Genomic DNA, 26,337 nt, shown 5'->3' with positions numbered 1-26,337 from the left:
GCCAGGAGCACCAGGTTCGCAGTCGCCACAATGGAGAACCACTCCACTCCATCACGCCGGATAAACTTGCACGCGATTCGCGCCATGAACGACAAACAGCAGGCAAAGGCCGCAAGAGGCGCTCCCAGGGCCACCATCCACGACGTTGCCGCCCGGGCGGAGGTGTCGATCAAGACTGTCTCGCGAGTGCTCAACAAGGAACCCACGGTCAGGAACAGCACTCGCGATCGTGTCCTCAAGGCCGCCGACGCACTCAATTACGAGCCCCACCCCCAGGCACGGGGCCTCAAGGGGAGGCTGACTCACTCGATCGGCCTGCTGTACGAGAATCCGCAGGAGTTCAGCTACGTGCAGAAGGCCCTTGAAGGCGTATTCGACGCTTGTCGGTCGCGCAATCTTTCCCTGCTGCTGCGTCCCTGCCCGGAGCGGGTCGCGGTTGACGATGTGCGCCGCTTCGTGCTCCAGACGAGGGTTGACGGCGTAGTGTTGCTTGCGCCCCTCAGCGACCATCCGGACGTCGTCGCGATGTTGAAGGAGCTTGGGATACCGATGGCGCAGGTATCGCCGGGCGTCGCGGCGCCCGATACGATTTCGGTAAACCCGAGGGACCGGGAAGCCTGCGAACAACTCACGGAACACGTCATTTCAATAGGACACCGGCGGATCGGGTTCATCGAGGGCGACCCGCGCCACGGCTCCAGTCACAAGCGGCTGAGCGGGTTTCTCGCGAGTATGCGCAAACACGGCCTGGATTCCGGCGAGCATCTGATTTCACGGGGCTTTTTTACCTTTGACTCCGGCAAACAGGCGGCGAATCAACTGCTTCGCAGGCAGCCCTGCCCTACCGCCATCATTGCCAGCAACGACGATATGGCCGCCGGCGCAATCGTGGCGGCCCGGGAACTGGGCCTTGACGTGCCTGGCGACGTGTCGGTGGTGGGGTTTGACGACTCGCCGATCGCTTCGCACACCTGGCCCGCCTTGACCACGCTGAGGCAACCCATCAGCGAGATGGCTTCGACCGCCGCATTGCGGCTCATCGACCAGGTGGCCGGCGTTGCCCAGGTTGCGGGACACCAGGAATTCGATTGCGAAATCGTGATGCGCGACTCGCTCGCGGCGCCCGGACCGGCCGAATAGTGAGCGGATCCGCGCAAGGGCCGCGCTGGCCCGATTGCCGCAGCCCGCTGGACCGGCACGCCGAAGCGCAAACGCGAATCGAAGCGGAAGTAGCGCGCCGCCTGGGGAAGATGACGGCCAGGCAGAAGGTCGCACAGATGATTCAGGCGGAAATCTCGTCGATCAGGCCGGAAGATCTTGTTCAGATTCCGGTCGGGGCGATACTCAACGGCGGCGGCTGTGCCCCCGGCAACAACAAGCGCGCCGCCCTGAGCGAATGGCTGGGTGTTGCCGATGCGTTCTACGAAGCGTCCACCGCCGGCGGCGGCGTGCCCATCATGTGGGGGACGGATGCGGTGCACGGCCATTCCAACGTATGCGGCGCCACCGTATTTCCGCACAATATCGGGCTGGGCGCCGCGCGCAATCCGCAACTGATCGATGCCATCGGCGCGGCCACCGCGGCCGAGATCGTAGCCAGCGGAATGGACTGGACCTTCGCGCCCACGCTTGCAGTGGCGCGGGATGACCGCTGGGGGCGAACCTACGAAAGCTATTCGGAAAGCCCGGAAATTGCCCGAGAGTATGCGCCCCGGCTGATTCGCGGCCTTCAGGGCAATCCCGCCCCCGGTGCTTTGGGCGGCCCGGGGAAGGTCCTGGCCACGGCCAAGCACTTCATCGGCGAGGGGGGCACCGGGAAAGGCATCGATCAGGGCAGCACCCGATGCAGCGAAGAGCAACTGCGCGACCTCCACGCTCCGGGTCACATGGCCGCCATTGCCGCCGGCGTGCAGGTCGTGATGGCGTCGTTCAACGACTTCAATGGAGCCAAGCTGCACAGCCACCGCCATTTACTCACCCACGCACTCAAGGAGCAGATGGGGTTCACGGGATTCGTGATCAGCGACTGGAACGGATTTCAGCAGGTTGACGAGGACTTCGGCGACGCTTGCGCCGAATCGGTCAACGCTGGAATCGACATGCTCATGGCGCCCGAGAACTGGCGGCAGGCGTACGAGTGTCTGCTTGAGCGACTTGAGCTGGGCCAGGTGAGCATCGACCGAATCAACGACGCCGTGTCCCGGATCCTGCGCGTCAAGTTTCGCTTGGGCCTTTTTGCAAAGCCTCGACCGTCCGCGCGCGCCGGGGCCGGAAACCCGCGGACGCTGGCCGCGCCCCGGCATCGCGCGCTTGCCCGTCAGGCGGTGCGCGAGTCCCTGGTGCTGTTGAAGAACGATGGCGGAATACTCCCGCTGAAACCCGGCGGGCGCGTGCTGGTGGCTGGCGATGGCGCCGACAATATCGGTAAACAATGCGGCGGCTGGACCCTTACCTGGCAGGGAACTTTCAATGAAAACGGCGACTTTCCGAACGCGGACTCCATACTTTGCGGCATCGAGGAACATGTGCACGCCGGTGGCGGCAGCGTCGTAGTGAGCCCCCGCGGCGAGTTCCGCGAGCGCCCCGACGCCGCCATAGTGGTTTTCGGAGAAGAGCCCTACGCCGAAGGGCAAGGCGACGTCGCCCACCTGAGTTTCTCCGCCCGCCACCCCGAACCGTTGCGTATTCTGCAAAAGCTTCGCGCTGCGGGAATACCTGCCATTTCCGTATTCCTGAGCGGGCGCCCGCTGTGGGTCAATCCGGAACTTAACGCATCGACCGCCTTCATCGCCGCCTGGCTGCCCGGAAGCGAGGGCAAGGGCGTGGCCGACTTGCTTTTCAGGAATGCGGAGCGGGAAATCGAACATGATTTCACCGGCCGCCTGTCATTTTCCTGGCCGCGCGACCCTCTGCAGACGCCGTTGAACGAGGGTGATGAGGACTACGATCCCCTTTTCCCCTACGGCTTCGGGATGAGCGTGTTCGAGCCCGCCACGAGCCTTCCCCGGCTGTGCGAAGAGGATTCTGCGCGATTGCAGGCGGAGGAGCGCGTGTCTGTTTTTGACAAGCGTCCCGTAAACGGATTCGAACTCTATGTGGGGGACCAGGACGGCTGGCGCGTACCGGTCACGGCGCGCTCGGCCAGCTCGCCCTCGGGCATGGTGTCGGTGCGCAATATCGACATGTCCACGCAGGAGGACGCGCGCGAAGTGACCTGGCACGGCGGAGGCGCCCAAGTCAGCTTCCACGGCAGCCGGCCCCTTGACCTTACGCCGCTGGCCAAGGCAAAGGCGCAGCTCACCTTTGAAGTGCGGGTGGAAGCGCGCCCGGAAAGCGAGGTCATTCTGCGCATGGACAGCGCCTACCCGCACTGGGGCAGCCTGGACATAACGGACACTCTGAGGGAGTTGCCGCAGGGCAGATGGCAGCGCGTTTCCATCGAACTGGAGCGGTTTATCGAATCCGGTACCGACCCGCGCTCGGTTGAAACTCCGTTCTTGCTCTGGACCGAAGGGGCGATGCGCCTGTCGCTGGCGAACATCGCGATATCCGCGTGATTCCGACCGCATTCAAGCCATGCCGGATACGGCTCGCTGCCCTGGTGTGTGCACTGTGGGGCAGCGTCTGCTGGGGCCAGCAAACAGCCGCGGCGGTCAAGGTGGAAGTTGCCGGCGGCCAGGGCCAATACCAGTTGTTGCGAGGCGGCGAGCCCTACGTCGTAAAGGGCGCGGGCGCGATCGTGGCCAACTATGCGGAGCTGGCACGCCGCGGCGGGAACTCGGTGCGCACCTGGAATATCGACATGGCGCAGGCGCGCCTCGATCAGGCGCTGGAAGCCGGAGTGACCGTTTCGCTGTGCCTGCCGGTCGTGGCCCCACGCTATGGTTTCGACTACGGTGACGAGACCTTTCTCGTGGCCCAGCGCACCCGCGTCTGGGCCGCGGTGGAGCGCTACCGGGACCATCCAGCGCTGCTCGCCTGGATTCTCGGCAACGAACTCAATTTCGCTTATAACGGCACGGCACTGTGGGACGAGATCAACAATCTGTCGCGCATCGTGCATCACCTGGACCCCAACCACCCCACCACCACTGCGATTGCCGGCCTGGAGGAGGATGTCATTCGCGCTGTCAAGGAGCGTGCGCCGGATCTCGACTTCCTGAGTTTTCAGGTGTACGGGGCACTCGCGCTGCTGCCCGAGTTTGCCGAAGGAATACTCTCGGACACGCCGTTCATGATCACGGAATGGGGCCCTCTGGGACATTGGGAGGTGGACGCCACGGAGTGGGGCGCCCCGATCGAGCAGAACAGCTCGGGCAAGGCGAAACACTACCTCGATCAATACAGGAGATTCATTTCCCCGCATCTGGGCAACGGCCTGGGCAGCTATGCCTTCCTCTGGGGCCAGAAACAGGAACGCACGCCCACCTGGTACAGCATGTTCACCTACAGCGGCGAGACGACCGAAACCATGGACGCGCTGCAGACCGCCTGGACGGGCGCGCAGCCGGCCAATCGCGCTCCCCGTGTGAAATCGCTCCTGCTGCACGGCAAGAACGCCTGGCAGAACGTCACGCTGGCGCCCGGGGAAAGCTATATCGCGAGGCTTTCGGCCAGCGACCCCGACGGCGACGAACTTCGTTATCAGTGGGCGCTCCGACCGGAGAGCCAGGCCACGGCCGAGGGCGGCGACTTTGAGGAGGCGATCGAGGAAATCGACGGCCTGATCGAGAACACGACTCTCAGGCACATCGTGATGCGGGCCCCGGACACACCCGGCGCTTACCGGCTTTTCGTCGAGATCTATGACGGCAAGGGCCATGCGGGTCATGCAAACCTGCCGTTTCGCGTACAAGTCGAGGCCGCTCGCCGATGAGGGGCTGGAAGGACCGCGCCACCGCACCGGCGGATCGCGTTTCCTTCCCGCGAATGATCGCCTACGGATTGGGAGGCTTCACGAATAACCTCCTCGCGGCCGCCAGCGGCGGCATGATGGTGGTGCTCAACCTGGGCTACGGGATGAACCCCGCGCTGGTGGGCCTGCTGTCCGCGATTCCGCGCTTTACCGATGCCGCCACCGATCCCGTCATGGGTTACATTTCCGATAACACCCGGTCGCGCTGGGGCCGCCGACGCCCCTATATCTTCGCCGGCGCGATACTTGCGGGGCTTTCCTTCGCCGCATTGTGGCAGCTGCCGCGCATCGCGGACGAGGGGCTGCTGTTCGCCGTATTCCTCGCGGGGTCGCTGCTGTTTTTCCTGGGCTATACGATTTTCGCGACACCCTGGGTCGCGCTCGGCTACGAGCTCACGCCCGACTACCACGAACGCACCCGCCTTATGGGCGTACAGAACTTCTTCAGCCAGTCGGCCTACCTGATCGCCCCCTGGTTCCTCGTGTTCATGGAGTTGGACGCGTTCACCGATATTCGGAACGGGGCGTCCGTCCTGGCCGTGCTGGTGGGCATTGCCTGCGTCGCAATCGGGGTGCTGCCCGCCATCCTGCTGCGCGAACGATTCGCCGGCATGGCAGCGGCATCCCCAGAGCGGGAATCCAGGCTCAGGCGGATTTTCGGCGAAGTGCGGCGCTTTTTCCTGGGATTCGGGCAAACCCTGAGCAACCGGCCTTTTCTCAAACTCTGCGGGGCGACCTTTCTGGTATTCAACGGCTTCCAGCTCATTGCCGCCTTTCAGGTCTACGTGGTGATCTATTACGTCTTTGCAGGCGATCGCGATACGGCGAGCTGGTACATCGCGATGATCGGAACCATCGCGACGATTTCGACCTTCGCGGTGGTCGCGTTCGCAGCCTGGCTGGGCACGGTGGTCGGCAAACGCCATGCGTTTTTCATCTGCATCGGCATATCGACACTGGGTTATGCGCTCAAGTGGTTCTGCTACGACCCGGCCAACCCTCTCTTGCTGCTGATCCCCGCTCCGCTGCTCGCTTTCGGGCTGGGCAGCCTGTTTACCCTGATGCCGTCCATGGTGGCGGATGTTTGCGACCTCGATGAGCTGAAAACCGGCAAGCGGCGCGAGGGCATGTACGGATCGATTTACTGGTGGGTCGTGAAACTCGGCATGGCCCTGGCGCTGGCCGCGGGCGGCTTCCTTCTGAACTTCACCGGCTTCGACGTGAACCTCGAGGGCAATCAGACCGAGAGCGCATTATTCTGGATGCGCGTGTGCGACGTGGTGCTCCCGGTGATCACTTCACTGCTCGCCATCGCTTGCGTGGCGGCGTACGATCTGAGCGAGTCGCGGGTCCGGGAAATCCGCGAAAAACTCAACCGTTAGCCCGTACAGCCTTTCTGTGCAGTTTCCGGTGTCAATTTCCGATTGCCGTTCGGCGGATTATGAGATAGATTGAAGTTGGGCCGCCAAGCGCAAAGGATGCAATTATGGGAGCGACTTACACTGAAGTAACGATTCGCAATCCTGCGAATCGAGAAAGGGAATGGACCGGCAAATTCCTTGTCGATACCGGCGCTTTCGACTCGCTCGTGCCGAGGGCCTGCCTGGAAGCAATCGGTCTTGAACCCCAGGGACGCCGCAGCTACGTGCTGGCGGACGGCAAGCCCATCACGCTGGACATCACGGTAGCCGAGATGGAATTTGAGGGCGAAATTGTCGGCGGGACGATTGTGTACGGCGAAGCCGATGCCGAACCGCTGCTCGGCGTTACGGCGCTGGAGTCCGGCGGATTCGAGGTCGATCCGCGCAGCCAGACGCTGAAGCGCCTGCCGGCCGTGCTGTTGAAGACCAACGGGACGCGATCCGGCTCTTATTCGGTGGGTGCGGCGGGATCGACCGGTACGGGAGCTTCGTAGCGCAGGCCAAAGCCGAGTGGAAAGGCCGGCCGGTAGGACTCGTCACCGACGTTGTTGACCGCCTGATCGGGCCTTTCCGGCCAGGAGAAAGGCAGCCGGCCTGAAAAATCGTAGCGCGCAGCGCCTTCGACATCCGCGATCAGCACATCCGCGATCCCGGCGCCCTCGCTGCCGGGGAGCCAGGCCACGACGAATGCATCGGAAGCTTCGATTTCGTCCGGAACGGCCAGCGGGCGACCGGTCAGCAGGACGCTCACCACCCGGATTCCGGCAGCCTGCAAACGCCGGGCCGCTTCCAGGTGGGACTTGCCGCGGGGACTGAACTCCAGTGTCTTCACGTCGCCCTCGTATTCCGCGTACGGACGCTCGCCATAAACGAGCAGCGCGACGTCCGGCAGGGAAGCCGCCGGCCCTGCCCGCACTTCCGAGAATTGCCTGTGTTCCGCCGTTCCACCCGCACCTTCCAACGCCGCCCTGACCCCGTTCAGGATGCTGGTGGCGCCGGGGAAATCAGAGTTTTCGATATCGTCGCCCTGCCAGGTCATCGACCAGCCGCCCAGTTGGCCGGGGATATCGGATGCCGCCGCGCCGGCCACCAGGACCCTGGATTTCGGTGCAATCGGCAACACGCCGCCCTCGTTCTTCAACAGGACCAGCGACTCCCTCACTGCCCTGCGCGCCAGCGCACGGTGTTCGGGATGACCGATCCAGTCCGAACGGCCTGCCGCGCCGCTCTCGCGTCCCGGCGCAACCGGGCGCTCGGACGGACGCGGCGCGTCCAGCAGTCCGGCGCGGAGCTTGACGCGCAGGATCCGCCGCACGGCGTCGTCCAGCCGCGCGCCCGTGATCTCTCCCATGCGAACCTGGCGAAGCAGGTTGCGGTGCAGGACCTTCCAGTGCTGCGGGGCCATGAACATGTCCACGCCGGCATTGAAGGCCTCCGGGCAACTGCTTGATTTGCAGCCCGGAACCTGCGAGTGGCCGTCCCAGTCCCCGACCAGGAAGCCGTCAAAACCCATTCGGCCCTTCAGCACCTCCTTGAGCAGGTAGGGATTGGCGTGCATCTTCTGGCCGTTCCATGAGCTGAAGGAAACCATCACCGTCTGCGCCCCGCTCGCGAGCGCCGTGCGGTAGCCGGAGGCGTGAATCCGCACGAGTTCATCTTCGCTGACCTCGGTATTGCCCTGGTCCACGCCCCCGGTAGTGCCTCCGTCGCCCAGAAAGTGCTTTGCGGTGGCCAGCACCCTGCCGGGCGCCATGAAGTCCCGGCCAACAGCGCCCTGCATCCCCTCGATCAGCGCGGCGCCCAGTTCGGCCACCAGGTCGGGATGCTCGGAATATCCCTCGTAGGTCCGCCCCCACCGGTCATTGCGCGGTACGGCCAGTGTCGGCGCGAAATTCCAGTAGATCCCGGTGGCCGCCACTTCGCGCGCGGTTGCGGCCCCGATGAGCGCCAGCAATTCAGGGTTGGCGGTGGCTCCCAAGCCTATGTTGTGCGGAAAGAGCGTCGCGCCGAGCACGTTGTTGTGTCCATGCACCGCGTCGGTGCCCCAGATGACCGGGATTGCGGGCCGTCCGTCGTCGCGGTCGATGGACGCCTCGTGGTAAGCGTCGGCCAGCGCCAGCCAGTCGGCGGCCGACGCGTGCCGATCCTTGCCCGGAAAAGACCCGCCGCCGTTCAATACCGCGCCAAGCCGATAGCGCCTTACGTCTCTGGGGGACGCGTATTGGATTTCCCCCATGATGACCTGCCCTACCTTGTCGCTAAGCGACATGCCGGAAAGGATCTCGTCCAGACGGGCTTCTTCGGCGGGATCGGCAGGGAACGGGCTGGACTGCGCCGGCCACGGCGAGGAATCGGCCGCCGTGCCGGCCGTTAGCAGAAGGAGCGTACAAACGAACGACCGAAGTTGTCGCATTGTCATATCAGCCTGCCAGGACCCACTGTGAAAAAACGGCCCAGATCAGCAAAACCAGGAGCACAACGCCCGCGCTCAAGGCGAAATCGCTGCGCCAGCCCGGCCGACCCCGCATGTCCTCGCGCCGCACCGTGAGTTCGGATGCGCCGTCGCCCGTTGCGAGGCTTACGCCGACCAGCACCGCGGTCGAGATCGCGAACAGGGCAATGGCGATGTGCAGGAAGTTGATCTCCGCCAGCGCAAGCCACAGGCTGCCCTCGAAGGACTCCGGGTTCATTCCGGTCATCACCTCGATGAACAGCCGGGCCAGGCCCAGCAAAGCGCCCACGGCCAACGACCACTTCGCGCCGGAAGCATTGGCGCCGGGCCAGAGCACGCCCACCAGAAACACCGCCGCAATGGGCGGGGCGATATAGGCCTGCACGCTCTGCAGGTAGGTGAACAGTCCGCCGGAAACAAAGTCCATGAACGGAATCCACAGCAAGGCCAGGGCCACCATCACGACCGTTGCCGCGCGCCCCACCGCCACCAGGCGCGCCTCGCTCGCATCGGCAACCACCCTCCGATACAGGTCCACCGTGAAGATGGTCGAGGCCGAATTGAAAACCGACGAAAGAGAGCTCATCAGGGCCGCCAGCAGGCCGGCCGCAACCAGGCCCTTCAGGCCTGTCGGAAGCAGGGCGCCGATCATGGCCGGCAGCGCCTGATCGGGGTCGTCGAGTTGCAGCGCGCCGGTATTGCTGAGCGCCAGCGCCAGGACGCCGGGCAATACGAAAAGGAACAGCGGCAGTTGCTTCAGCCACGCGGCGAAGATGGTGCCCCGGCGTGCGTTGTCGATGCCGTTGGCCGCCAGCACGCGCTGCACGATGAACTGGTCCGTGCACCAGTACCAGACCGCCAGGATCGGCGCTCCGAACAGGATGCCGGTCCACGGGAACTCGGGATGGTTCACGCTGCGCCACAGGCTGAAGGCCTGCGGCTGCAGCGCCGCCTGCATGCCGTCCCAGCCCCCCACCGCATTCAGGCCGATGAGCGTTACCGCAATCGCCCCGCCCAGCAGGACGAACATCTGCACCATGTCCGTGTAGAGCACCGCCCGCAGGCCGCCCCATGCGGTATAAACGCCGGTAAGCGCAACGATGGTCAGCGCGCCCCACCAGAACGGGACACCCATGAGGGTTTCGAACACAATCCCGCCGGCGGCAACAGTAACGGCGATCTTGGTCAGCACGTAGCCGACCACCGAAATGACAGCCAGGTACGTCCTTGGTCCCCTCGAGTAGCGCTTCTCCAGGAATTCCGGCATCGTGAACACGCCGGAGCGCAGGTAAAAGGGCGCGAACAACCAGCCCAGCAACAGCAACGCGAAGGCCGCGAGGATTTCGAATTGCGCGACCGGCACCCCCTCCACGGCGGCGGATCCCGCCAGTCCCACGAGGTGCTCCGACCCGATATTGGAAGCGAAGATCGAGGCCCCGACCACGAACCAGCCGACGTTGCGTCCGGCAAGGAAGAACTCCGCCCGACCGGCCTGACGTTTGCGGCCAACCGTCCAGGCGACCCACAGAATCAGAGCGAAGTAGGCCCCGACAACTGACCAGTCGAGAATGGAAACGAGACTGTCCTCCCCTTTATGGAGGGCGCCACTCTAACAGAATGCGGCCCGCGCCAAGGCTCGCGCGAACGCGGCCGCGGAGGCCGGTCAACTCCCGAACAGCAAGCGGTTCAGGTACGGCAGTCCGAGCGCGAGAATAACGCTCACGATCAGGCCGGACAGCGCCTTCAGCGCATCCATCGAGACGTTCCGCAGCGTGCGTTTGAAGCCGGTGTCGGCGAGATACATGGAAAGCGCGAATTCGCGGCCGGCGAGTAGCCCCAGGAACACCCAGGTCGTGCTCATGGGTATGTTGCTGACCTCCTTGAAGACCAGCAGGACCAGGCCGTAGATGAAATCGATGATCGTGGCCGCGCGGATGTCGGTCGTGTCGGTCTTGGAGAGAACGATCTTCTGAATGACGCCGCCGAAGGTGTAGAAGATGTAGCCCTGCATCGCGATCAGCACCAGCACGCCGAACGCCAGCCACGAGAACGAGAGTTGCCGGGGCAGGTAGACGAAGATATTCGCCAGGTCCTGGATCAGCCACTGGCTCCACAGAAAGGCCGTGGACGACCACTGCAGCACCACCCAGTAGCGCGGAATCGCCTCGCCGCGGGTGCGGTGGAAATACTCCGTCGCACGCTTGAACACCAGCCGGAACACGACGATCGCGACGACGAAGGCCACCAAGTAGCCGAGCAGCGACTTCGTCAGCATGGCCTGCAGGTTGCTGATCGTGAACACGGTCAGGACCAGGAAGGTCGTGCTCACCGGCACGCCCACGCGCGTCAGGAACAGCAGCGCCAGCGGCGGGATGACATGGATCCAGCTGATGCCGCCTTCGGGTACCGGGAAGTTCGTCAGCCGGCCGTAGGACACGTCGCCGTCGTGCGCGAACCAGCCATACGCGAGGACCGCGCACAGGATCCCGGAGGCGAATATCCACAGCGCCCACCAGGGGCGGTGGGAGTTCGACGACAGGAAAGTGCCCAGCGTCTGGATGGAGTCGTTGGCGACGACCGCGTAGGCCGCCAGCAGGAAGCCGGCCACCATGTAGATTTCGGTAAGTGAAAACGCCAAACGCTGATGCCGCGACGGGCCGGCCCGGCCGACCCCGCGGGCGTCAATGATACCGGGCGTACGCGCCCGAATAAGTCAGTTTTATTTCAGCCGGTCCCCGTCATGGCGCCGGACACTTTCTGCATGAACACCGAGATGTCGGCGAGTTCCGGCCCGCATACCTGGTGTCCCATTTCGTACTCGCGCCACTCCACTTGGCAACCCGCGGCTTCCAGTCTTGCCCTCGAATCCAGACCGAGGCGCAAGGGGAGCACTTCGTCGTAGCGGCCGTGCGCCGCCAGGCACGGCAGGCCTTTTGCCGAGGCGCTCGGCTCCAGCGGTTCCAAGGGCGGCAGGAACGTGGAAAGGGCCACGATGCCGGCAACAGGCCTGTCCGACAGCAGGGCGGTGCGCAACGCGATCGCCCCGCCCTGGGAAAAACCGGCCAGCATGATCCTGTTGCGGGCGATACCGCGCTGCTCCTCCCTCTCGATCAGTTCCTCCAGCGCGCGGCAACTCGCGGCTATGCCGTCGGTATCCATGGGGGAAATGCTGTCGCGCGAAAAGAAGTCGAACCAGGCCCGCATCGGCATGCCGCCATTGATCGTGACGGGCCGAACCGGCGCATTCGGGAACACGAACCGCCATGCGGGCGAAGCCGGGAGGCCAAGCTCCGGCACGATCGGCCAGAAATCGCCGGCGTCGGCGCCCAGGCCGTGCAACCAGATAACGGAATACACAGGTTCCGGGCCCGTATCCCGCTCCAGGCAGTCGAGCATGATGAGTCCGCCGGGCCCTCAGCCCTGCGCGGCCGACTCGGCAGCGGCGATCCGGGCATCGATATAGCCCAGCGCCACGTCGAGCCTCTCCAGCGTCCTGGCACGCCCGGCGAGATAGAGCGTGGTATCGATCGGCGGCGAAACCCCACCACCGGTAACCGCCACCCGCAAGGGCTGGCCCAGTTTCCCGAAGCCGATGCCCAGCGATTCGGCCGTTTCGGCAATGCAGGCATGGATGTCCGCGGCGGTCCATTCCGCCAGTCCGGCCAGCGCCGCGCGCACCGCCGCCAGCGGCTCGCGCACCACCGGGCGCAGGACCTTCCTGGCCGCCTTTTCGCTCAATTCGATCTCATCGCTGAACGCCCATCGGGCCGCTTCGGCCACCCCGGCCAGCGTTTCGGCGCGCTCGCGCCATGCTTCCGCCACTTTCTCCAATGGCGGACCGTCCGCGGGATTCAGGCCGATTTTTTCGAGCTGCGCCTCAAGACCTTCGCACAGGACATCCACTGGCGCCGTCTTCATGTGCTGCTGGTTGATCCAGTTCAGCTTATCCGGGTCCAGTCGTGAGGCGGATGCGCCCAGCCCTTCCCTTCCGAAACAGGAAATCAATTCCTTGATCGTGAAGACTTCCTGGTCGCCGTGCGACCAGCCGAGCCGGGCCAGGTAGTTGAGCACCGCATCCGGCAGGTAGCCGGCGCGCAGATAGTGCAGCGCGTCGGTGGCTTCGTCGCGCTTGGAGAGCTTTTTGCCGTCCGGCGCCAGCAATAGCGGCAGATGGCAATACTCCGGCGGTGTCCAGCCCAGGGCCTGAATCAGTTGTAGCTGCCGGGGGGTGTTATTCAGATGGTCATCGCCGCGAATGACCTGCCGCACGCCCATGTCTTCGTCATCGACCACGCAACTCAGGTGGTAGGTGGGCGATCCATCGGCCCGCAACAGCACCAGGTCGTCGAGCTGCGAATTGAGATAGCGTACGTCGCCATGCAGCCAATCCCTGACCACGACCTCTTCGCTGTCCGGGCGGCGAAAGCGAATGACCGGCTTGACCCCGGCAGGAGGCGGCCCCGTGTTGTCGCGCCACCTCCCATCGTAGCGAGGAACCTCGCCCCGCGCACGCTGCTCCTCGCGCATGGCGGCCAGCTCGTCCGGCGTGCAGTAGCAGTGGTAGGCGGAACCCGACTCAAGCAACTGATACGCCACTTCCCGATGCCGCTCGACGCGGGAAGACTGCAGCAGCGGTTCTTCGTCCGGATTCAGCCCGAAGCGCTGCAGCGCCTCTACCAGCGCCCGGATGTGCTCCGGCAATGAGCGCTGGCGGTCCGTATCCTCGATCCTGAGCAGAAACTCGCCTCCATGGCGCCTGGCGTAGAGCCAGTTATAGAGCGCCGTACGAAGACCGCCCAGGTGCAGCACCCCGGTGGGGCTGGGGGCAAAACGGGTACGAACGGACATCGGCGTAAGATCAGAATTTCGGCGCTACTTGCGGGCCGCGCAGGCGGCGGTCAATAATACCCGGCCACGGGCGATTAGCTCAGCGGGAGAGCGCTGCCTTCACACGGCAGAGGTCGCTGGTTCAATCCCAGCATCGCCCACCAGTAAACGTATCTCGATATCAGGTGAAGAAGCCCACGGCGACGAGCGCAGCGAAGAGGACACCGAGGGAAATGTAGAGGCGGTTGGTCAGGCGGGTTTCAAGTTGCGCCAAGGCAACCGCCAGGCCTGAGTTGGTTACCTGCTCTTCACCGCGCTGCCGGATCGCGCGCGCTACCGCCTTGGCTTGATCGGCAGGCATGCCAGCCTGCTGAAAGGATTCCGCAGCTTGCAGGGTGTCGAACGCCGGATTGGCCACGGGCGAAGTATAGACCGCGATCACCGGACAAATCCGAGCAAAAATACGGGTATTGAGCCTTCTTTAGCAAGGATCGGGTCGATTTCGGGATCAGGAGAAATTAAGTTGCAGATGGTTCCGCATCGATGACCGTTTCCTGGAGTTCCGCATGAACACGACCGACTACGACCGAATCGAGGCCGCCATTCGCTATCTGGCCAGGCATCGCGGGCGCCAGCCGGAACTCGCGGACCTGGCGGCGCATATCGGTCTGAGCCAAAGCCATCTGCATCGGCTGTTCTCGCGCTGGGCCGGCGTCACGCCAAAGCGCTTTCTTGAGTTTCTTACCGTTCAGCACGCGAAGAAGCTGCTCGACAACTCCGAGTCAGTGCTCGCGGCAGCCCATGGGAGCGGGCTCACCGGCCCGGGCAGACTCCACGATCACTTCGTAACCGTGGAAGCCGTTACGCCGGGAGAGTACCGGAGCAGGGGTGCGGGGCTGACGATTCGCTTCGGCACTGGAGAATCACCTTTCGGGCCTGTGTTCGTCGCCTGGACCGGGCGCGGCGTCTGCCGGGTTGGGTTTGTGGCCGACGGGGATGTTTCCGCCGAGAAAGAAACTCTCCGCCGCACCTGGGGGCGGGCGTCGTTCGAAGGCGACGAATTGACGGCAACGGCGCTGGCGCGGTCCATCTTCGCGGCGCCCTTCGAAGCCGAGAGCCGCCCGCTGACCATACATGTGCGCGGGACCAACTTCCAACTGGCCGTCTGGCGCGCCCTGCTGCGCGTACCCCCCGGACAGGTCGTCACTTACGGCCATCTGGCCGCAGAGGTCGGCAGCGCGCGGGCGGCTCGGGCGACGGGGAGCGCGGTGGGCAAAAACCCGATCGCCTTCCTCATCCCGTGCCACCGCGTGATTCGCGCGGGAGGGATTACGGGGAACTACGCGGGGGGCGTCACGCGGAAACGCTGCATGCTGGCGTGGGAGGCGAGTCGCCAACTGTCCGGCGGCACCGAAATGGGCCAACCCGGGGGCGCAGCAGACATCATTTGACCCTGGTCGTCAGTTCGGCGGTCTTTTCGGCCAGGAGTTGAGGGTCGGCGCGGGTTTCGAGGTTCAGGCGCAGCAGCGGCTCGGTGTTCGAGGGCCTCAGGTTAAAGCGCCAGTCGGGGAAATCGACGGAGAGGCCGTCGATATGGTCCACCAGGGCGCCTTGTGCCGAATAAGCATCGGAAAGGCGCTGCAGCAGCGGCGCGGGATCCTCGCCAACCGGCATGTTGATTTCTCCGCTGGTCGGATAGCGCCGGCGGCGCTCGGCGGTGCGTTCGGCCAGGCCTCCGCCCTGCGCGGAAAGTAGGGCGGCCATCAGGACCCAGGGGATCATGCCCGAATCGCAATAGAGGAACTCGCGGAAATAATGGTGCGCACTGCTCTCGCCCCCATAGACGGCGTCCTCTTCGCGCATCCGCTGCTTGATGTAGGAGTGCCCCGCGCGGTTTCGGATCGGCCGGCCTCCGGCGGAGCGCACCTGTTCTTCGGTGTCCCAGACCAGCGTGGGATCGTGGACCACCCGCCGATCGGCGCCCGGCTGCGCGGGCAAGAGGGCGGACGCAAACATGCCGACCGTGTAATAGGGATCGACGAATTCGCCGCGCTCGTCGAAGAAGGCGCAGCGGTCGAAATCGCCGTCGAACGCCACCCCGAACCCGGCGTTATGCGCGAGCACCGCTTCAGACGTGGTATTGCGGGTGCTCTCGAGCAGGGGATTGGGCACGCCGTTCGGGAAGTTGCCGTCCGGTTCGGCCAGCAGATGAACGATCTCCAGCGGCAGGTGCTTCGAGAGCTTGTCTACGCTGGGTCCGGCAGCGCCGTTCCCGGAGTTGACCACGACCTTCAGCGGGTTCATCGGCAGGTCTTCCACGAACCCAAGGACGCGGCGACGCCAGGCGCCAAGCACCTTCGCGCGGCGCCTTCGGCCTCGGGCGCCGCGCGGCGGCGGCGACTCCGCAAGACGGGCAATCTCGGCCAGCCCGGTGTCGGCGCTGATGGGACGCGCATCTTCGCGAACGAGCTTCAGCCCGTTGTAGTCGGCTGGGTTGTGACTGGCGGTCACCATGACGCCTGCGCCGCATCCGAACCGTCCGGTCGCGAAATAAACCTGTTCGGTGCCGCACAGGCCCAGGTCGGCGATGTCGGCGCCCGCGCGGGTCGCGCCTTCGGCCACGGCGTCGGCGATTTCGGGGCTGGACAGGCGGGCATCGCACCCCAGCACTACCTCCCTCGCGCCGGTGAAACGCACCAGCGCGGCGCCGATGCGGCAGGCGAGGTCGGCGTTGAATTCGCCCGGCACCCGTCCGCGCACGTCGTACGCCTTGAAGGGAGGCTTAAGTCTCATCCGGCGTGTTTCAGGCGCGGCCGTAGACGTCTTCGAAGCGCTCGATGTCGTCTTCGCCCAGGTAGTCGCCCAACTGCACCTCAACGAGCTCCGCAGGCTCGTCACCCGGATTGTGGATCCGGTGTACGGCGCCCAGCGGGATCAGAATATGGTCGCCGACATTGAGGGAATGGCTCTCGCCGTCCCGTTCGGCCACGGGCGTGCCGCTGACGACCACCCAGTGCTCTTCCCGGCGGCGATGGCGCTGCAGCGACAGCGTCTCGCCGGGCAGGACCCGCAGCCGTTTGACCTGGTAGCCCTCGCCCTGCCCAAGCCCTTCGAAGCTGCCCCAGGGGCGAAACACTTCTTCGCCCACCGGATGCACGCCGGAGCCGTTGTCCCGGGCGATCCGTTCGCCGCGGCCAATTCCGAAATAACGAAAGCCCTTGTCCCGCATGACGTCGGGTGAATACAGGTTGCGGCCATCAAAGATCACGGGTTCCCTTAGCCTGTCCATGAGCAGGCCGAAGTCCGGCGATCGGAACTGCGGCCATTCGGTCACGATGGCCAGGGCGTCGGCGCCGTCCACAGCCTCCCCGGCGGACTGGGCGTACTCCAGACCGTGCCGATCACCCAACAGTGCGCGGCACCGTTCGATGGCCACCGGGTCATAGGCACGAACGCGCGCACCCTGCGAGAGCAGGAACTCAATCAGCGCCAGGCTGGGCGCCCCGCGCATATCGTCAGTCCCGGGTTTGAACGACAAGCCCCAAAGCGCGATCAGCCGGCCGGGCAGTTTTTCTGCGAACCAAGCCTGGATCTTCCGCCCCAGCAGCGCCTTCTGCGATTCGTTGACCCCGGATACGGCCTCCACGATCTGCGCCCGATAGCCATGCTCCCGCGCCGTCTGCGCAAGTGCATCGGTGTCCTTGGGCAGGCAGGACCCTCCGTACCCGCAGCCTGCGTACAGGTAGTTGTAGCCGATCCGCTTGTCGGCGCCGATGCCGGCGCGTACCTGCTCGATGTCGGCGCCCACCCGCTCGGCCACGCCGGACAGCTCGTTCATGAAGCTGATCCGCGTCGCCAGCATCGCGTTGGCGGCGTACTTGGTCAGTTCGGCCGACGCCGGCCCCATGACCATCAGGCGGTCGCGCTTGCGTTGAAACGGCGCGTATAGCCTGCTCAGATACTTGATCGCCCGCTCGCTGCGGGTGCCCAGGATGATCCGTTCGGGGTGCATGAAATCCGATACTGCCCCGCCGGCCTTGAGGAATTCCGGATTGGAAACCACGTCACAGGCGAAACCGGCGCGCCTCTCCTTGAGTTTTTCCGCGATGCGCGCCTGAACCTTCGCGCAGGTCCCCACCGGAACGGTGGACTTGCAGACCACCGTGCGGTAACCGGTCATATGCCCGGCTATCGAGTCGGCCACCGCGAACACCTGGCGCAAGTCGGCCTCTCCGTTGCCGCCGGATGGTGTGCTCACCGCAATGAACTGCGCATCGCCATGCGCCACGCCCGCCTGAATGTCCGTGCTGAACCGCAGGCGTCCGGCTTCCAGGTTCCTTTGGACAAGGTCCTCCAGGCCCGGCTCGTAGATGTGCAGATCGCCCGTTTGCAGACGATCGACGGTATCGCTGTCGATGTCGAGGCAGACCACACTTACCCCGGTTTCCGCGAAACAGGCCCCGGTCACCAGTCCCACGTATCCGCAGCCGTGAACTGTAATCTTCATAACCCTGCTATTTTAGGCAGGACGCGGTACGCCTACGTTGCAAGCTTGCCGTTCCGATCCGAGGTGCTGCAATATTGCCGCCGCTGCATCTGCCCTGCGCTGCCGTGAACTCACGCAACGAACAACCCAATCAGATAACCGCTGCCCTTCGGGAGTTCCTGCGGCTTGAGTCCGCCGGCGGTGCGATGGTCCTTGGAGCGGCAATCCTTGCCCTGCTGGCTGCAAATTCGCCCTGGGCCCACGTTTACGAGGCACTGCTCGAAACCGTAGCTTCCGTCCGCATCGGCAACTTCTTCATCGAGAAGCCCCTTTTGCTCTGGATCAATGACGGCCTGATGGCCGTGTTCTTCTTCCTGATCGGCCTGGAGCTTAAACGTGAGTTTCTTGAAGGTGAGCTCTCCTCGCCCGAAAAGCTCACGCTGCCGCTTGTCGGTGCTGCCGGCGGAATCGCAGCGCCGGCGCTGATCTATGTTTTCCTGAACCGGTCGGACGCAATCGCCCTGGACGCGTGGGCGATCCCGGTAGCGACGGACATCGCTTTCGTGCTGGCACTCCTTGGAGCGTTCGGCGCTCGAGTACCACTGGCGCTCAAGGTCTTCGTACTCACGCTGGCCATTATCGATGACCTGGCGGCCATAGCGATTATTGCCATGTTCTATGTGGCGGACCTCTCCGTGACGGCCTTGCTTTGGGGCTCCGCAATGTTCGTTGCCGCCGTGTTTGCGAATCGCATGGGCGTAAAACGAATCTCGATCTACGCGCTTATCGGTCTGTTGATGTGGGTGGCTGTCCTGAAGTCCGGCGTGCATGCCACATTGGCGGGAATCCTTATCGCCTTGTGCATTCCCCTCAAGGGCAGAAATGGCGGCTCGCCCTTGCGGGAACTTGAGCACGAACTCCATGTGCCCGTCGCCTTCATTGTTCTTCCGGTATTTGCTTTCGCCAACGCGGGGCTGCCAATCCGCGAAATGGCGCTTGACGCCATCTTGCATCCGGTGGCGATAGGGGTTGCCGCCGGGCTGGTTCTCGGCAAATCGATCGGCATTGTGTCCTTTGTGGGGATTGCCTCTCTCGCGGGGCTTGCGCGATTGCCGCGAGAGATCACATGGATGCAGTTGCTGGGCGTTGCATTCGCATGCGGCATCGGTTTTACCATGAGCCTGTTCATCGCCGGCCTGGCACTCGAACACGGCAGCGGCGCGTACTTCAACAAGGCGCGCCTGGGCGTTCTCCTGGGCTCGGCGCTGGCAGCGTTGCTGGGCTGGCTTGTCCTCCATTTCAGTCTCCGACGAAGAAGGGACAGTTAGGGCGAGCCACCCTTGCTCCGTGGTGTGGCGTCAGTCGTCGAGGAGTTTCGCCAACGGCGGCCGCGAGCGTGGATCGGCGGCCAGGCGCTTGGCGTGTTCCACGCCCCACTGGTCGAACGGGTTTACGCCCAGCAGCGTTGCCTGAACGAAGACCTTGTGTTCGTACAGCGCGATCAAGGCGCCCAGGTGCCGGGGATCGAGCCTTTCGAGCAGCAATATGTTCGAGGGACGGCCGCCGGGCAGGGCCTTTTGCGCCGCCAGGGGATCGGAGGCGATCGCGCTCTGCGGCAGGCCGCGCGCCAGGGCATCGGCTTGCGCCAGCATCTGGCGCAGCGCTTCCGCGTGCATCCGCGGATAGGCCCCGTCGCCGTCCCGCACCGCGATAAATTCGGCGCAGGGCGCGCGCGCGCCCTGCTGCGCCCATTGCATGATCGAGTGTTGCGCGCTCGAACCGGTAACCCCCAGCAGGGCCGCCACACCCCTGCCTTCGAGCGGACGGCCCTGCGCGTCGACGCTCTTGCCGAGGCTCTCCATTTCCAGTTGCCGCAGATACGCCGGCAGCCCTTTCAGGCGCGTGTCGTACGTGAGCAGGAGTTGGGTCGAGCAACCCAGCATGGACTGGTTCCAGAACGCGAGAAGGCCCATCAGCACCGGCATGCCGGCTTCCAAAGGCACCTCGTTAAAGTGCCGGTCCATCCAGCGCCCGCCTTCAAGAAACTTGTTCATGCAGGCTGAACCGAGCGCCAGCCAGGCGCTCAAGCCGGCGGCCGACCAGACCGAATAGCGCCCGCCTACCGCATCCGGCATCAGAAACGCCATTTCGCGCGCGATTCCCCAGGCGGTCATGGCTCCGGCGTTGGCGGAAACGGCGGCGAAATGACGCGCCGGGGCGTCTTCGCCGAGCGCCGCCGTAAGCCAGTGGCGCGCCGAGTACGCATTGGCGAGTGTTTCCGCGGTGGAGAAGCTCTTCGAGCACACCACGAACAGCGTTTCCGCGGGGTCGTTCCGCGACAGCGCCCGCTCGAGCTCGACGCCGTCCATTTCCGTCACGAAATCCACCGGACGGGAGTTTTCGTCCCCCAGCGCCGAACACAGGAGCCGCACGCCGAGGTCCGAACCCCCGATGCCGATATTGACGATGCGCTTCAGCGGCGCGCCCTTCGCCCCCAGCACCTCGCCGGCCCGGAACCGCCGGGCGAACGCGCCCGTTCGCTCCCGCTGCTCGGCCAGCACCGCATTTGCCGGGTTCGCGGAACGGGCATCCGGATGCAGCGCGGCGCGATTCTCGCTTGGGTTTACGACCTCACCGGCGAACAGAGCGGCCCGGGCGGCCTCAAGCCCTCGCGCCTCAGCCAGTGCCTTGAGAAGTCCGGGCGTCTCGCCGTTCAGCCTTTGCCGGCTGTAATCGAGCAGCATTCCGGCCCCCGCCGGGCCGTCGCTGCGCAGGAAAAAGTCCTCAAACCGCCCCGGCGCATCCAGCAGGTCACCCAGCCGCCACTCGCGCGCCTGCCCCGCGTGCCGCAGGAGCACGTCCCATTCCGGCAAGGAAGCGATGTCCCCAGGGATGGGCGGCAACCCCGCTTACAGGACGTAGATGATGGCGAGCAGGCCGGTCGCGGTCATCGTGATCGTGTACGGCAGGGCCATCAGCACCATGCGCAGATAACTCAGGCGAATGGCCGGCGCCAGCGCCGTGGTCAGCAGGAACAGGAACGCCGCCTGGCCGTTCGGCGTGCCCACGCTCGGAATATTGGTGCCGGTATTGATGGCCACGACCAGCAATTCGAACTGCGGTCGGTCGATCAGCCCATCAAACAGCGCCTGCTTGACCTCGGCGATATACACCGTGGCCACGAACACGTTGTCGCTGATCAGCGACAGGGCCCCGTTGGCCAGGTACATGATCGCAAGCTGCTCGGTCCCGTCGCGCGTGAAGATCAGGTCGGTGACCGGCTTGAAGAGTTTCTGGTCGTAAATGACCGCGACGATGCCGAAGAACACCACAAGCAGCGCGGTAAACGGCAGCGCTTCCTGAAAAGCCTTGCCGAGACGGTGCTCTTCCGTGACTCCGGAAAAAGCGGTGGCGAGCACGATGATCATCAGACCGATCAGGCCCACCTCGGTATGGTGAAGCTGATGAAGGCTCAGTGCGATGATCAGAATTACGGCCGCGCCGCCCTGGGCCACCAGCGCGGCGTTCTGCTTCGGCGTGCGGCGCTCGGAGGCCTCGCGGTCGTAGCGTTCGAGGACCTCGCGCACGGCAGGGCTTAGCTTGACGCCGTAGCCGAACTTGCCGAACAGTTCCAGCGCCGCGCAGGTGAGCAGGCCCACCACCAGCACGGGCAGGGTCACCGGCGCCATGTTCAGGAAGAACTGCCCGAAATTCCATCCCGCCTCGCCGAAAGCACGGCCGGCCTCCTTGGCCAGCAGAAGGTTCTGCGGCTCGCCGACCAGCGTCGTGACGCCGCCCAGCGCGGTGCCTACGGCAGCGTGCATCATCAGGCCGCGAAGGAAGGCCCGGAACTGACGCAGTTCCGCCATCTTGTCCGCTTCAACCCGCGAGTCGTCGGTCAGCACCTTCGAGGCTTCGCCCCCCGACAGGCCCGACGCAACCGAATGGTAGATGCGGTAAAAACCGATCGCCACCGAGATGATGACCGCCGTAACGGTCAGCGCATCAAGATACGCGGACAGCACCGCGGCCGTTGCGCTGAAGAGCAGCGAGAGCAGCAGCCGGGAGCGCACCCCGAGCAGAATGCGGGTGAAAACGTAGAGCAGCATCTCCTTCAAAAAGAAGATGCCCGCCACCATGAAGATCATCAGCAGGATGACGGGGAAGTTCTCAAGAGTCTTGGTGTACAGCGTCTCCGGCGACGTCATGCCCATCAGGACCGCCTGTATCGCCAGCAGCCCGCCGGGCTGCAGCGGATAGCAGCGCAGCGCCATCGCCAGCGTGAAGATGAATTGCAGAACCAGCACCCAGCCCGCAATGAATTCGCCGCCCGGGAGCAGGAACCACAGGATCGGGTTGACGATCAGAAACGCGATGATCGTCTGCTTGTACCAGCGGGGCGAGTCGCCCAGAAAATTTTGTGCGAAAGCGGACCGAATTGACTGCGCCACGATTTACTCCAGTTCGGCAAAAGCCGGATTCTAATTGAAGGCGGTCAGGATACCTTCCCGCTTACAACACGTAGACGATCGCGAGCAGGCCGGTGATCGTCATCACGATCGTATACGGCAGCGCCATCAGCACCATGCGCAGATAACTCAGGCGGATGGCCGGCGCCAGCGTGGTGGTCAGCAGGAACAGGAAGGCCGCCTGTCCGTTGGGCGTGCCCACGCTGGAAATATTGGTGCCGGTGTTGATGGCCACCACCAGCAATTCGAACTGGGCGCGGTCGATCAGCCCGTCGAACAGCGCCTGCCTGACCTCGGCGATATACACCGTGGCCACGAACACGTTGTCGCTGATCAGCGACAGGGCCCCGTTGGCCAGGTACATGATCGCAAGCTGCTCGGTCCCGTCGCGCGTGAAGATCAGGTCGGTGACCGGCTTGAAGAGTTTCTGGTCGTAAATGACCGCGACGATGCCGAAGAACACCACAAGCAGCGCGGTAAACGGCAGCGCTTCCTGAAAAGCCTTGCCGAGACGGTGCTCTTCCGTGACTCCGGAAAAAGCGGTGGCGAGCACGATGATCATCAGGCCGATCAGGCCCACCTCGGTATGGTGAAACTGATGCAGACTCAGCGCGACGATCAGCACGACCGCCGCGCCGCCCTGGGCCACCAGCGCGACGTTCTGCCTCGGCGTGCGGCGCTCGGACGCCTCGCGGTCGTAGCGCTCGAGGACCTCGCGCACGGCGGGACTGAGCTTGACGCCGTAGCCGAACCTGCCGAACAGTTCCAGCGCCGCGCAGGTGAGCAGACCCGCCGCCAGCACGGGCAGGGTCACCGGCGCCATGTTCAGGAAGAACTGGCCGAAACTCCATCCCGCCTCGCCGAAAGCGCGGCCCGCCTCCTTGGCCAGGAGCAGATTTTGCGGCTCGCCGACCAGTGTCGTGACGCCGCCCAGCGCTGTGCCTACGGCGGCGTGCATCATCAGGCCGCGAAGGAAGGCCCGGAACCGGCGCAGTTCCGCCATCCTTTCCTCCGGCACTTTGGAGTCATCGGTCAGACTTGCGGAAACTTCGCCCGCCCTGAGCCCGGAAGATACGGAGTGGTAGATGCGGTAAAAACCGATCGCAATCGAGATGATCACTGCCGTAACGGTCAGTGCGTCCACATAGGCGGACAGCACCGCGGCGGTTGCGCTGAAGAGCAGCGAGAGCAGCAGCCGGGAGCGCACCCCGAGCAGAATGCGGGTGAAAACGTAAAGCAGCATGTCCTTCAGGAAGAAGATGCCCGCCACCATGAAGATCATCAGCAGGATGACCGGGAAATTGTCCAGCGTTTTCGTGTACAGCGTCTCCGGCGACGTCATGCCCATCAGAACCGCCTGTATAGCCAGCAGCCCGCCGGGCTGCAGCGGATAGCAGCGCAACGCCATCGCCAGCGTGAAGATGAATTGCAGAACGAGCACCCAGCCCGCAATGAACTTGCCGCCCGGCAGCAGGAACCACAGGATCGGGTTGACGATCAGAAACGCAACGATTGTCCGCTTGTACCAGCGGGGCGAGTCGCCCAGAAAGTTTTGCGCAAATGCGGACCGAAATGACTGCGCCACGATTTTTCCCAGCTCGCAAAAGAGCCGGATTCTATTTCACGAGAATCAGGCTTCCTTGAGTTCCTTCAGCCAGGCGGCGCCGCGTTCGGATTTGGCGTCGATATTGCGCAGCATTTTCTCGTGTGCTTCAAGGTCCTCGGCGCCGGGCTCAAAGCGGACAAACTCAAGGCCCTCCCGATCGATGGTCCGCTTCGCGCCCCCGCCCGCCTCCTCGCTCATGCTGAGTTCGCCCTGCCCCATCGTCATGCGAAGCCATACCGAGGCCGTCAGGCGGGCGTCCTCGAGGGCATCGTGGTAGCCCCGCTCGCTGGACGCGACACCCAGGCGAAGGCTCAGCGCGTCGAGGTTGTTGCGCTGCGACGGATAGCGCGCCCGCGCCATCTTCAGCGTGCAGGTCGAGTCGCAGATCTCGCCAAGCCGCTCCTTTCTTTGGGCCTTCTGAAGTTCCGCATCGAGAAACCCCAGGTCGAACTCGATGTTGTGTCCGAGCAGGTGGGCGCCGCGCACGAATGCAAGAAACTCTTCGGCAAGGTCCGCAAATTTCGGCTGACCCGCCACCTGGTCGTCGCTTATACCGTGGATTCGGGAGGACTCCGCCGGGATCGACCGCTGTGGATCGATCAGCCGATGCAAATCGCGCCCGGTGAACTGACGCTCGACCAGCTCCACACAGCCGACGGAAATGACGCGGTCGCCGGAACTGGGGTCCAGCCCGGTGGTTTCGACGTCAACGGCAACGTGGCGCACAAGCTTACCCGCCACGCCCGGCACGCAGGGAATCGATCGCCTCACGCGCCAATTGGTCCACGCGCTCGTTATCGGGAATGCCGGCATGCGCCTGCACCCAGCGCCATTCGACCTGGTGCCTGGCGCAGACGGCGTCCAGGGCGCGCCAGAGATCTTCATTGAGCACCGGCACTTGTTTCTTCACCTTCCGGTCGTAGCGCTTCCAGTTGTTGCGCTTCCACTTTGCCACCCATCCGCTCATGCCCTTCTGCACATAGGTCGAATCGGTGTGCAGCACGACCCGGCAAGGGCGCTTCAGGGCTTCGAGTGCGCGCAAGGCGGCGGTCAGTTCCATGCGGTTGTTGGTGGTGTCCGGCTCCGCCCCGCTTATCTCGCGCTCATGATTCCCCGCGCGCAACAGGGCCGCCCAACCGCCGGGTCCCGGGTTGCCCGAGCACGCCCCGTCGGTATAAATCTCCACCTGCTGCACGGAACTTCATTCTACCTTTCGGGAGTACGCGGGGTTTCTTGCCAGTGCTATCCGGGAGTTTGTGAGCCAGGGATGGCGGAACAAAGCTCCATGGATGGATTCATGCGTCTCCCGGATAGCACTGGCAAGAAACCCCGCGAGCAGCAGGAGTTGCAGGGCGCTGTGCCTGTAGAATCGCGCCATGCCGATTCTGGAGGGAAAGCGGGCGCTGGTCGCCGGCATCGCGAGCAAGCGCTCTATTGCCTGGGGCATAGCCCGGAGTTTCCGCCGCGAGGGCGCGGAGGTCGCCCTGAGCGCGCTGCCGGGAAGGATGCTCGAGCGCGCCGAAGCCTTCGCGCCGGAAGTCGATGCGCCTTTCTGCCTCGGGATGGACGTCAGCAGCGACGAATCGATCGCGAAAGCCTTTGCGCAGTTGCAGGAATCCTGGCCGAATCTCGATATCCTGGTTCATTCGATCGCCTTTGCACCCGGCGACAACCTCAAGGGCGACTTTGCCGACAGCGTGTCGCGGGACGGCTTCCGGATTTCCCACGACATTTCCGCCTACAGCTTCGCCGCGCTGGCGCGCGCCGCGACGCCCCTGATGGCCCACGGCGGGTCGCTCTTGACCCTGTCGTATTCGGGCTCTAGCCGGGCCGTGCAGAACTACAACGTCATGGGTCCCGCCAAGGCCAGCCTGGAGGCGGTAACCCGCGCCCTGGCCATGGACCTGGGCAAGAAGGGCATACGCGTCAACGCGCTTTCGCCGGGGCCGGTCAAGACGCTGTCGGCCGCCGGCATTCCGAACTTCCGCAAGATGCTGCACCACTACGAAGCTTCAGCCCCGCTCAGGCGCAACGTGACGCTTGACGAAGTGGGCAACGCCGCCGTGTTCCTGTGCTCGGAGATGGCGTCCGGCATTACCGGCGTCGTGCTTCAGGTCGACGCCGGCATGGGCGCCGTCGGCTTGTCCTTCCCCGAGTAGCC

General features: G+C 64.4%; 20 protein-coding genes, 1 tRNA gene and 1 pseudogene. 9 read left to right on the top strand and 13 right to left on the bottom strand.

Annotation, left to right across the window (positions count from 1 at the left end; genetic code table 11):
* Positions 1-30 precede the first annotated feature (30 nt).
* The 5 genes from F4036_06485 (at position 31) to F4036_06465 (ending at position 6,830) form a co-directional block, all read left to right on the top strand.
* Positions 31-1,140: a LacI family transcriptional regulator gene (locus F4036_06485; protein MYK37386.1), complete on the top strand. Its 1,110-nt coding sequence runs from the start codon at positions 31-33 to the stop codon at positions 1,138-1,140.
* Positions 1,140-3,557, top strand: coding sequence for a glycoside hydrolase family 3 protein (locus F4036_06480; protein MYK37385.1), 2,418 nt, complete (start codon positions 1,140-1,142; stop codon positions 3,555-3,557). The genes F4036_06485 and F4036_06480 overlap by 1 nt, the downstream gene beginning before the upstream one ends.
* On the top strand, positions 3,554-4,876 hold the full coding sequence (locus F4036_06475) for a hypothetical protein (GenBank protein ID MYK37384.1): 1,323 nt from the start codon (positions 3,554-3,556) through the stop codon (positions 4,874-4,876). Before F4036_06480 ends, F4036_06475 begins: the two co-directional genes overlap by 4 nt.
* The gene (locus F4036_06470; GenBank protein MYK37383.1) at positions 4,873-6,297 is read left to right on the top strand and encodes an MFS transporter; all 1,425 of its coding nucleotides are present in this window, start codon (positions 4,873-4,875) and stop codon (positions 6,295-6,297) included. Before F4036_06475 ends, F4036_06470 begins: the two co-directional genes overlap by 4 nt.
* A gap of 104 nt (positions 6,298-6,401) precedes the next feature.
* Complete coding sequence (locus F4036_06465) at positions 6,402-6,830, top strand: clan AA aspartic protease (protein ID MYK37382.1); 429 nt, start codon at positions 6,402-6,404, stop codon at positions 6,828-6,830.
* Here F4036_06465 and F4036_06460 read toward each other — a convergent pair.
* The 5 genes from F4036_06460 to F4036_06440 all read right to left on the bottom strand — a co-directional run bounded on the left by F4036_06460 (position 6,785) and on the right by F4036_06440 (position 13,636).
* Positions 6,785-8,755, bottom strand: coding sequence for a glycoside hydrolase family 3 protein (locus F4036_06460; protein MYK37381.1), 1,971 nt, complete (start codon positions 8,753-8,755; stop codon positions 6,785-6,787). The two genes, F4036_06465 and F4036_06460, sit on opposite strands and share 46 nt — an antisense overlap.
* Before the next feature lies 1 nt (position 8,756).
* Complete coding sequence (locus F4036_06455) at positions 8,757-10,358, bottom strand: sodium/solute symporter (GenBank protein ID MYK37380.1); 1,602 nt, start codon at positions 10,356-10,358, stop codon at positions 8,757-8,759.
* Between the two features lie 93 nt (positions 10,359-10,451).
* Complete coding sequence (locus F4036_06450) at positions 10,452-11,399, bottom strand: hypothetical protein (GenBank protein ID MYK37379.1); 948 nt, start codon at positions 11,397-11,399, stop codon at positions 10,452-10,454.
* Between the two features lie 113 nt (positions 11,400-11,512).
* Positions 11,513-12,184 carry an alpha/beta fold hydrolase gene (locus F4036_06445; GenBank protein MYK37378.1) on the bottom strand — a complete coding sequence of 224 codons (672 nt, stop codon included), beginning with the start codon at positions 12,182-12,184 and terminating at the stop codon, positions 11,513-11,515.
* 18 nt (positions 12,185-12,202) lie between these two features.
* A complete protein-coding gene (locus F4036_06440) occupies positions 12,203-13,636 on the bottom strand; it encodes a glutamate--tRNA ligase (protein MYK37377.1) in 1,434 nt (477 codons plus the stop codon).
* Between the two features lie 68 nt (positions 13,637-13,704).
* On the opposite strand from F4036_06440, the gene F4036_06435 reads away from it, so the two are divergent.
* Positions 13,705-13,779, top strand: a tRNA-Val gene (locus F4036_06435).
* Between the two features lie 17 nt (positions 13,780-13,796).
* On the opposite strand, the gene F4036_06430 is transcribed toward F4036_06435, so the two are convergent.
* Complete coding sequence (locus tag F4036_06430; GenBank protein MYK37376.1) at positions 13,797-14,057, bottom strand: hypothetical protein; 261 nt, start codon at positions 14,055-14,057, stop codon at positions 13,797-13,799.
* A gap of 124 nt (positions 14,058-14,181) precedes the next feature.
* Here F4036_06430 and F4036_06425 point away from each other — a divergent pair, with 124 nt between their 5' ends.
* Positions 14,182-15,066: a methylated-DNA--[protein]-cysteine S-methyltransferase gene (locus F4036_06425; GenBank protein ID MYK37375.1), complete on the top strand. Its 885-nt coding sequence runs from the start codon at positions 14,182-14,184 to the stop codon at positions 15,064-15,066.
* Here F4036_06425 and F4036_06420 read toward each other — a convergent pair.
* Both F4036_06420 and F4036_06415 read right to left on the bottom strand, forming a co-directional pair.
* A complete protein-coding gene (locus F4036_06420) occupies positions 15,059-16,408 on the bottom strand; it encodes a phosphomannomutase (GenBank protein ID MYK37374.1) in 1,350 nt (449 codons plus the stop codon). The two genes, F4036_06425 and F4036_06420, sit on opposite strands and share 8 nt — an antisense overlap.
* A 394-nt stretch (positions 16,409-16,802) precedes the next feature.
* A pseudogene (locus F4036_06415) lies at positions 16,803-18,122 on the bottom strand (UDP-glucose/GDP-mannose dehydrogenase family protein).
* 134 nt (positions 18,123-18,256) lie between these two features.
* Between F4036_06415 and nhaA the strand changes: the two are divergent.
* Positions 18,257-19,429, top strand: a complete 1,173-nt coding sequence (gene nhaA / locus F4036_06410) for a Na+/H+ antiporter NhaA (GenBank protein ID MYK37373.1) — start codon at positions 18,257-18,259, stop codon at positions 19,427-19,429.
* Between the two features lie 30 nt (positions 19,430-19,459).
* Here the strand turns inward: nhaA and F4036_06405 are convergent, their stop codons facing one another.
* The 5 genes from F4036_06405 to rnhA form a co-directional block, all read right to left on the bottom strand.
* A complete protein-coding gene (locus F4036_06405; protein MYK37372.1) occupies positions 19,460-21,004 on the bottom strand; it encodes a glucose-6-phosphate isomerase in 1,545 nt (514 codons plus the stop codon).
* Positions 21,005-21,010: 6 nt separating this feature from the next.
* Positions 21,011-22,552, bottom strand: coding sequence for a sodium/proton antiporter NhaB (nhaB, locus tag F4036_06400; protein MYK37371.1), 1,542 nt, complete (start codon positions 22,550-22,552; stop codon positions 21,011-21,013).
* A gap of 61 nt (positions 22,553-22,613) precedes the next feature.
* Positions 22,614-24,155 (bottom strand): sodium/proton antiporter NhaB, encoded by a 1,542-nt coding sequence (gene nhaB, locus F4036_06395; protein MYK37370.1) that lies wholly within the window; start codon positions 24,153-24,155, stop codon positions 22,614-22,616.
* A 45-nt stretch (positions 24,156-24,200) separates the two neighbouring features.
* The gene (gene dnaQ / locus F4036_06390; GenBank protein MYK37369.1) at positions 24,201-24,989 is read right to left on the bottom strand and encodes a DNA polymerase III subunit epsilon; all 789 of its coding nucleotides are present in this window, start codon (positions 24,987-24,989) and stop codon (positions 24,201-24,203) included.
* Positions 24,907-25,371 carry a ribonuclease HI gene (gene rnhA / locus F4036_06385; GenBank protein ID MYK37368.1) on the bottom strand — a complete coding sequence of 155 codons (465 nt, stop codon included), beginning with the start codon at positions 25,369-25,371 and terminating at the stop codon, positions 24,907-24,909. Before rnhA ends, dnaQ begins: the two co-directional genes overlap by 83 nt.
* A gap of 181 nt (positions 25,372-25,552) precedes the next feature.
* Here rnhA and F4036_06380 point away from each other — a divergent pair, with 181 nt between their 5' ends.
* Positions 25,553-26,335, top strand: a complete 783-nt coding sequence (locus F4036_06380; GenBank protein ID MYK37367.1) for an enoyl-ACP reductase — start codon at positions 25,553-25,555, stop codon at positions 26,333-26,335.
* The last annotated feature ends 2 nt before the right edge of the window (positions 26,336-26,337 follow it).

Source organism: Gammaproteobacteria bacterium, assembly GCA_009845905.1.
Classification (GTDB): domain Bacteria; phylum Pseudomonadota; class Gammaproteobacteria; order Steroidobacterales; family Foliamicaceae; genus Foliamicus.
Note: the sequence above shows the minus strand (reverse complement) of the source record. Positions and strands in the feature narration are given on the sequence as shown.

Bases quoted from the DNA above. Each gene is read 5' to 3' on its own strand.
- F4036_06485 (MYK37386.1), top strand. From the start codon at position 31: ATGGAGAACCACTCCACTCCATCACGCCGGATAAACTTGCACGCGATT.
- F4036_06470 (MYK37383.1), top strand. From the start codon at position 4,873: ATGAGGGGCTGGAAGGACCGCGCCACCGCACCGGCGGATCGCGTTTCC.
- F4036_06465 (MYK37382.1), top strand. From the start codon at position 6,402: ATGGGAGCGACTTACACTGAAGTAACGATTCGCAATCCTGCGAATCGA.
- F4036_06460 (MYK37381.1), bottom strand. From the start codon at position 8,755: ATGACAATGCGACAACTTCGGTCGTTCGTTTGTACGCTCCTTCTGCTA.
- F4036_06450 (MYK37379.1), bottom strand. From the start codon at position 11,399: ATGGTGGCCGGCTTCCTGCTGGCGGCCTACGCGGTCGTCGCCAACGAC.
- F4036_06445 (MYK37378.1), bottom strand. From the start codon at position 12,184: ATGCTCGACTGCCTGGAGCGGGATACGGGCCCGGAACCTGTGTATTCC.
- F4036_06440 (MYK37377.1), bottom strand. From the start codon at position 13,636: ATGTCCGTTCGTACCCGTTTTGCCCCCAGCCCCACCGGGGTGCTGCAC.
- F4036_06425 (MYK37375.1), top strand. From the start codon at position 14,182: ATGAACACGACCGACTACGACCGAATCGAGGCCGCCATTCGCTATCTG.
- F4036_06420 (MYK37374.1), bottom strand. From the start codon at position 16,408: ATGAGACTTAAGCCTCCCTTCAAGGCGTACGACGTGCGCGGACGGGTG.
- dnaQ (MYK37369.1), bottom strand. From the start codon at position 24,989: ATGCCGGCATTCCCGATAACGAGCGCGTGGACCAATTGGCGCGTGAGG.
- F4036_06380 (MYK37367.1), top strand. From the start codon at position 25,553: ATGCCGATTCTGGAGGGAAAGCGGGCGCTGGTCGCCGGCATCGCGAGC.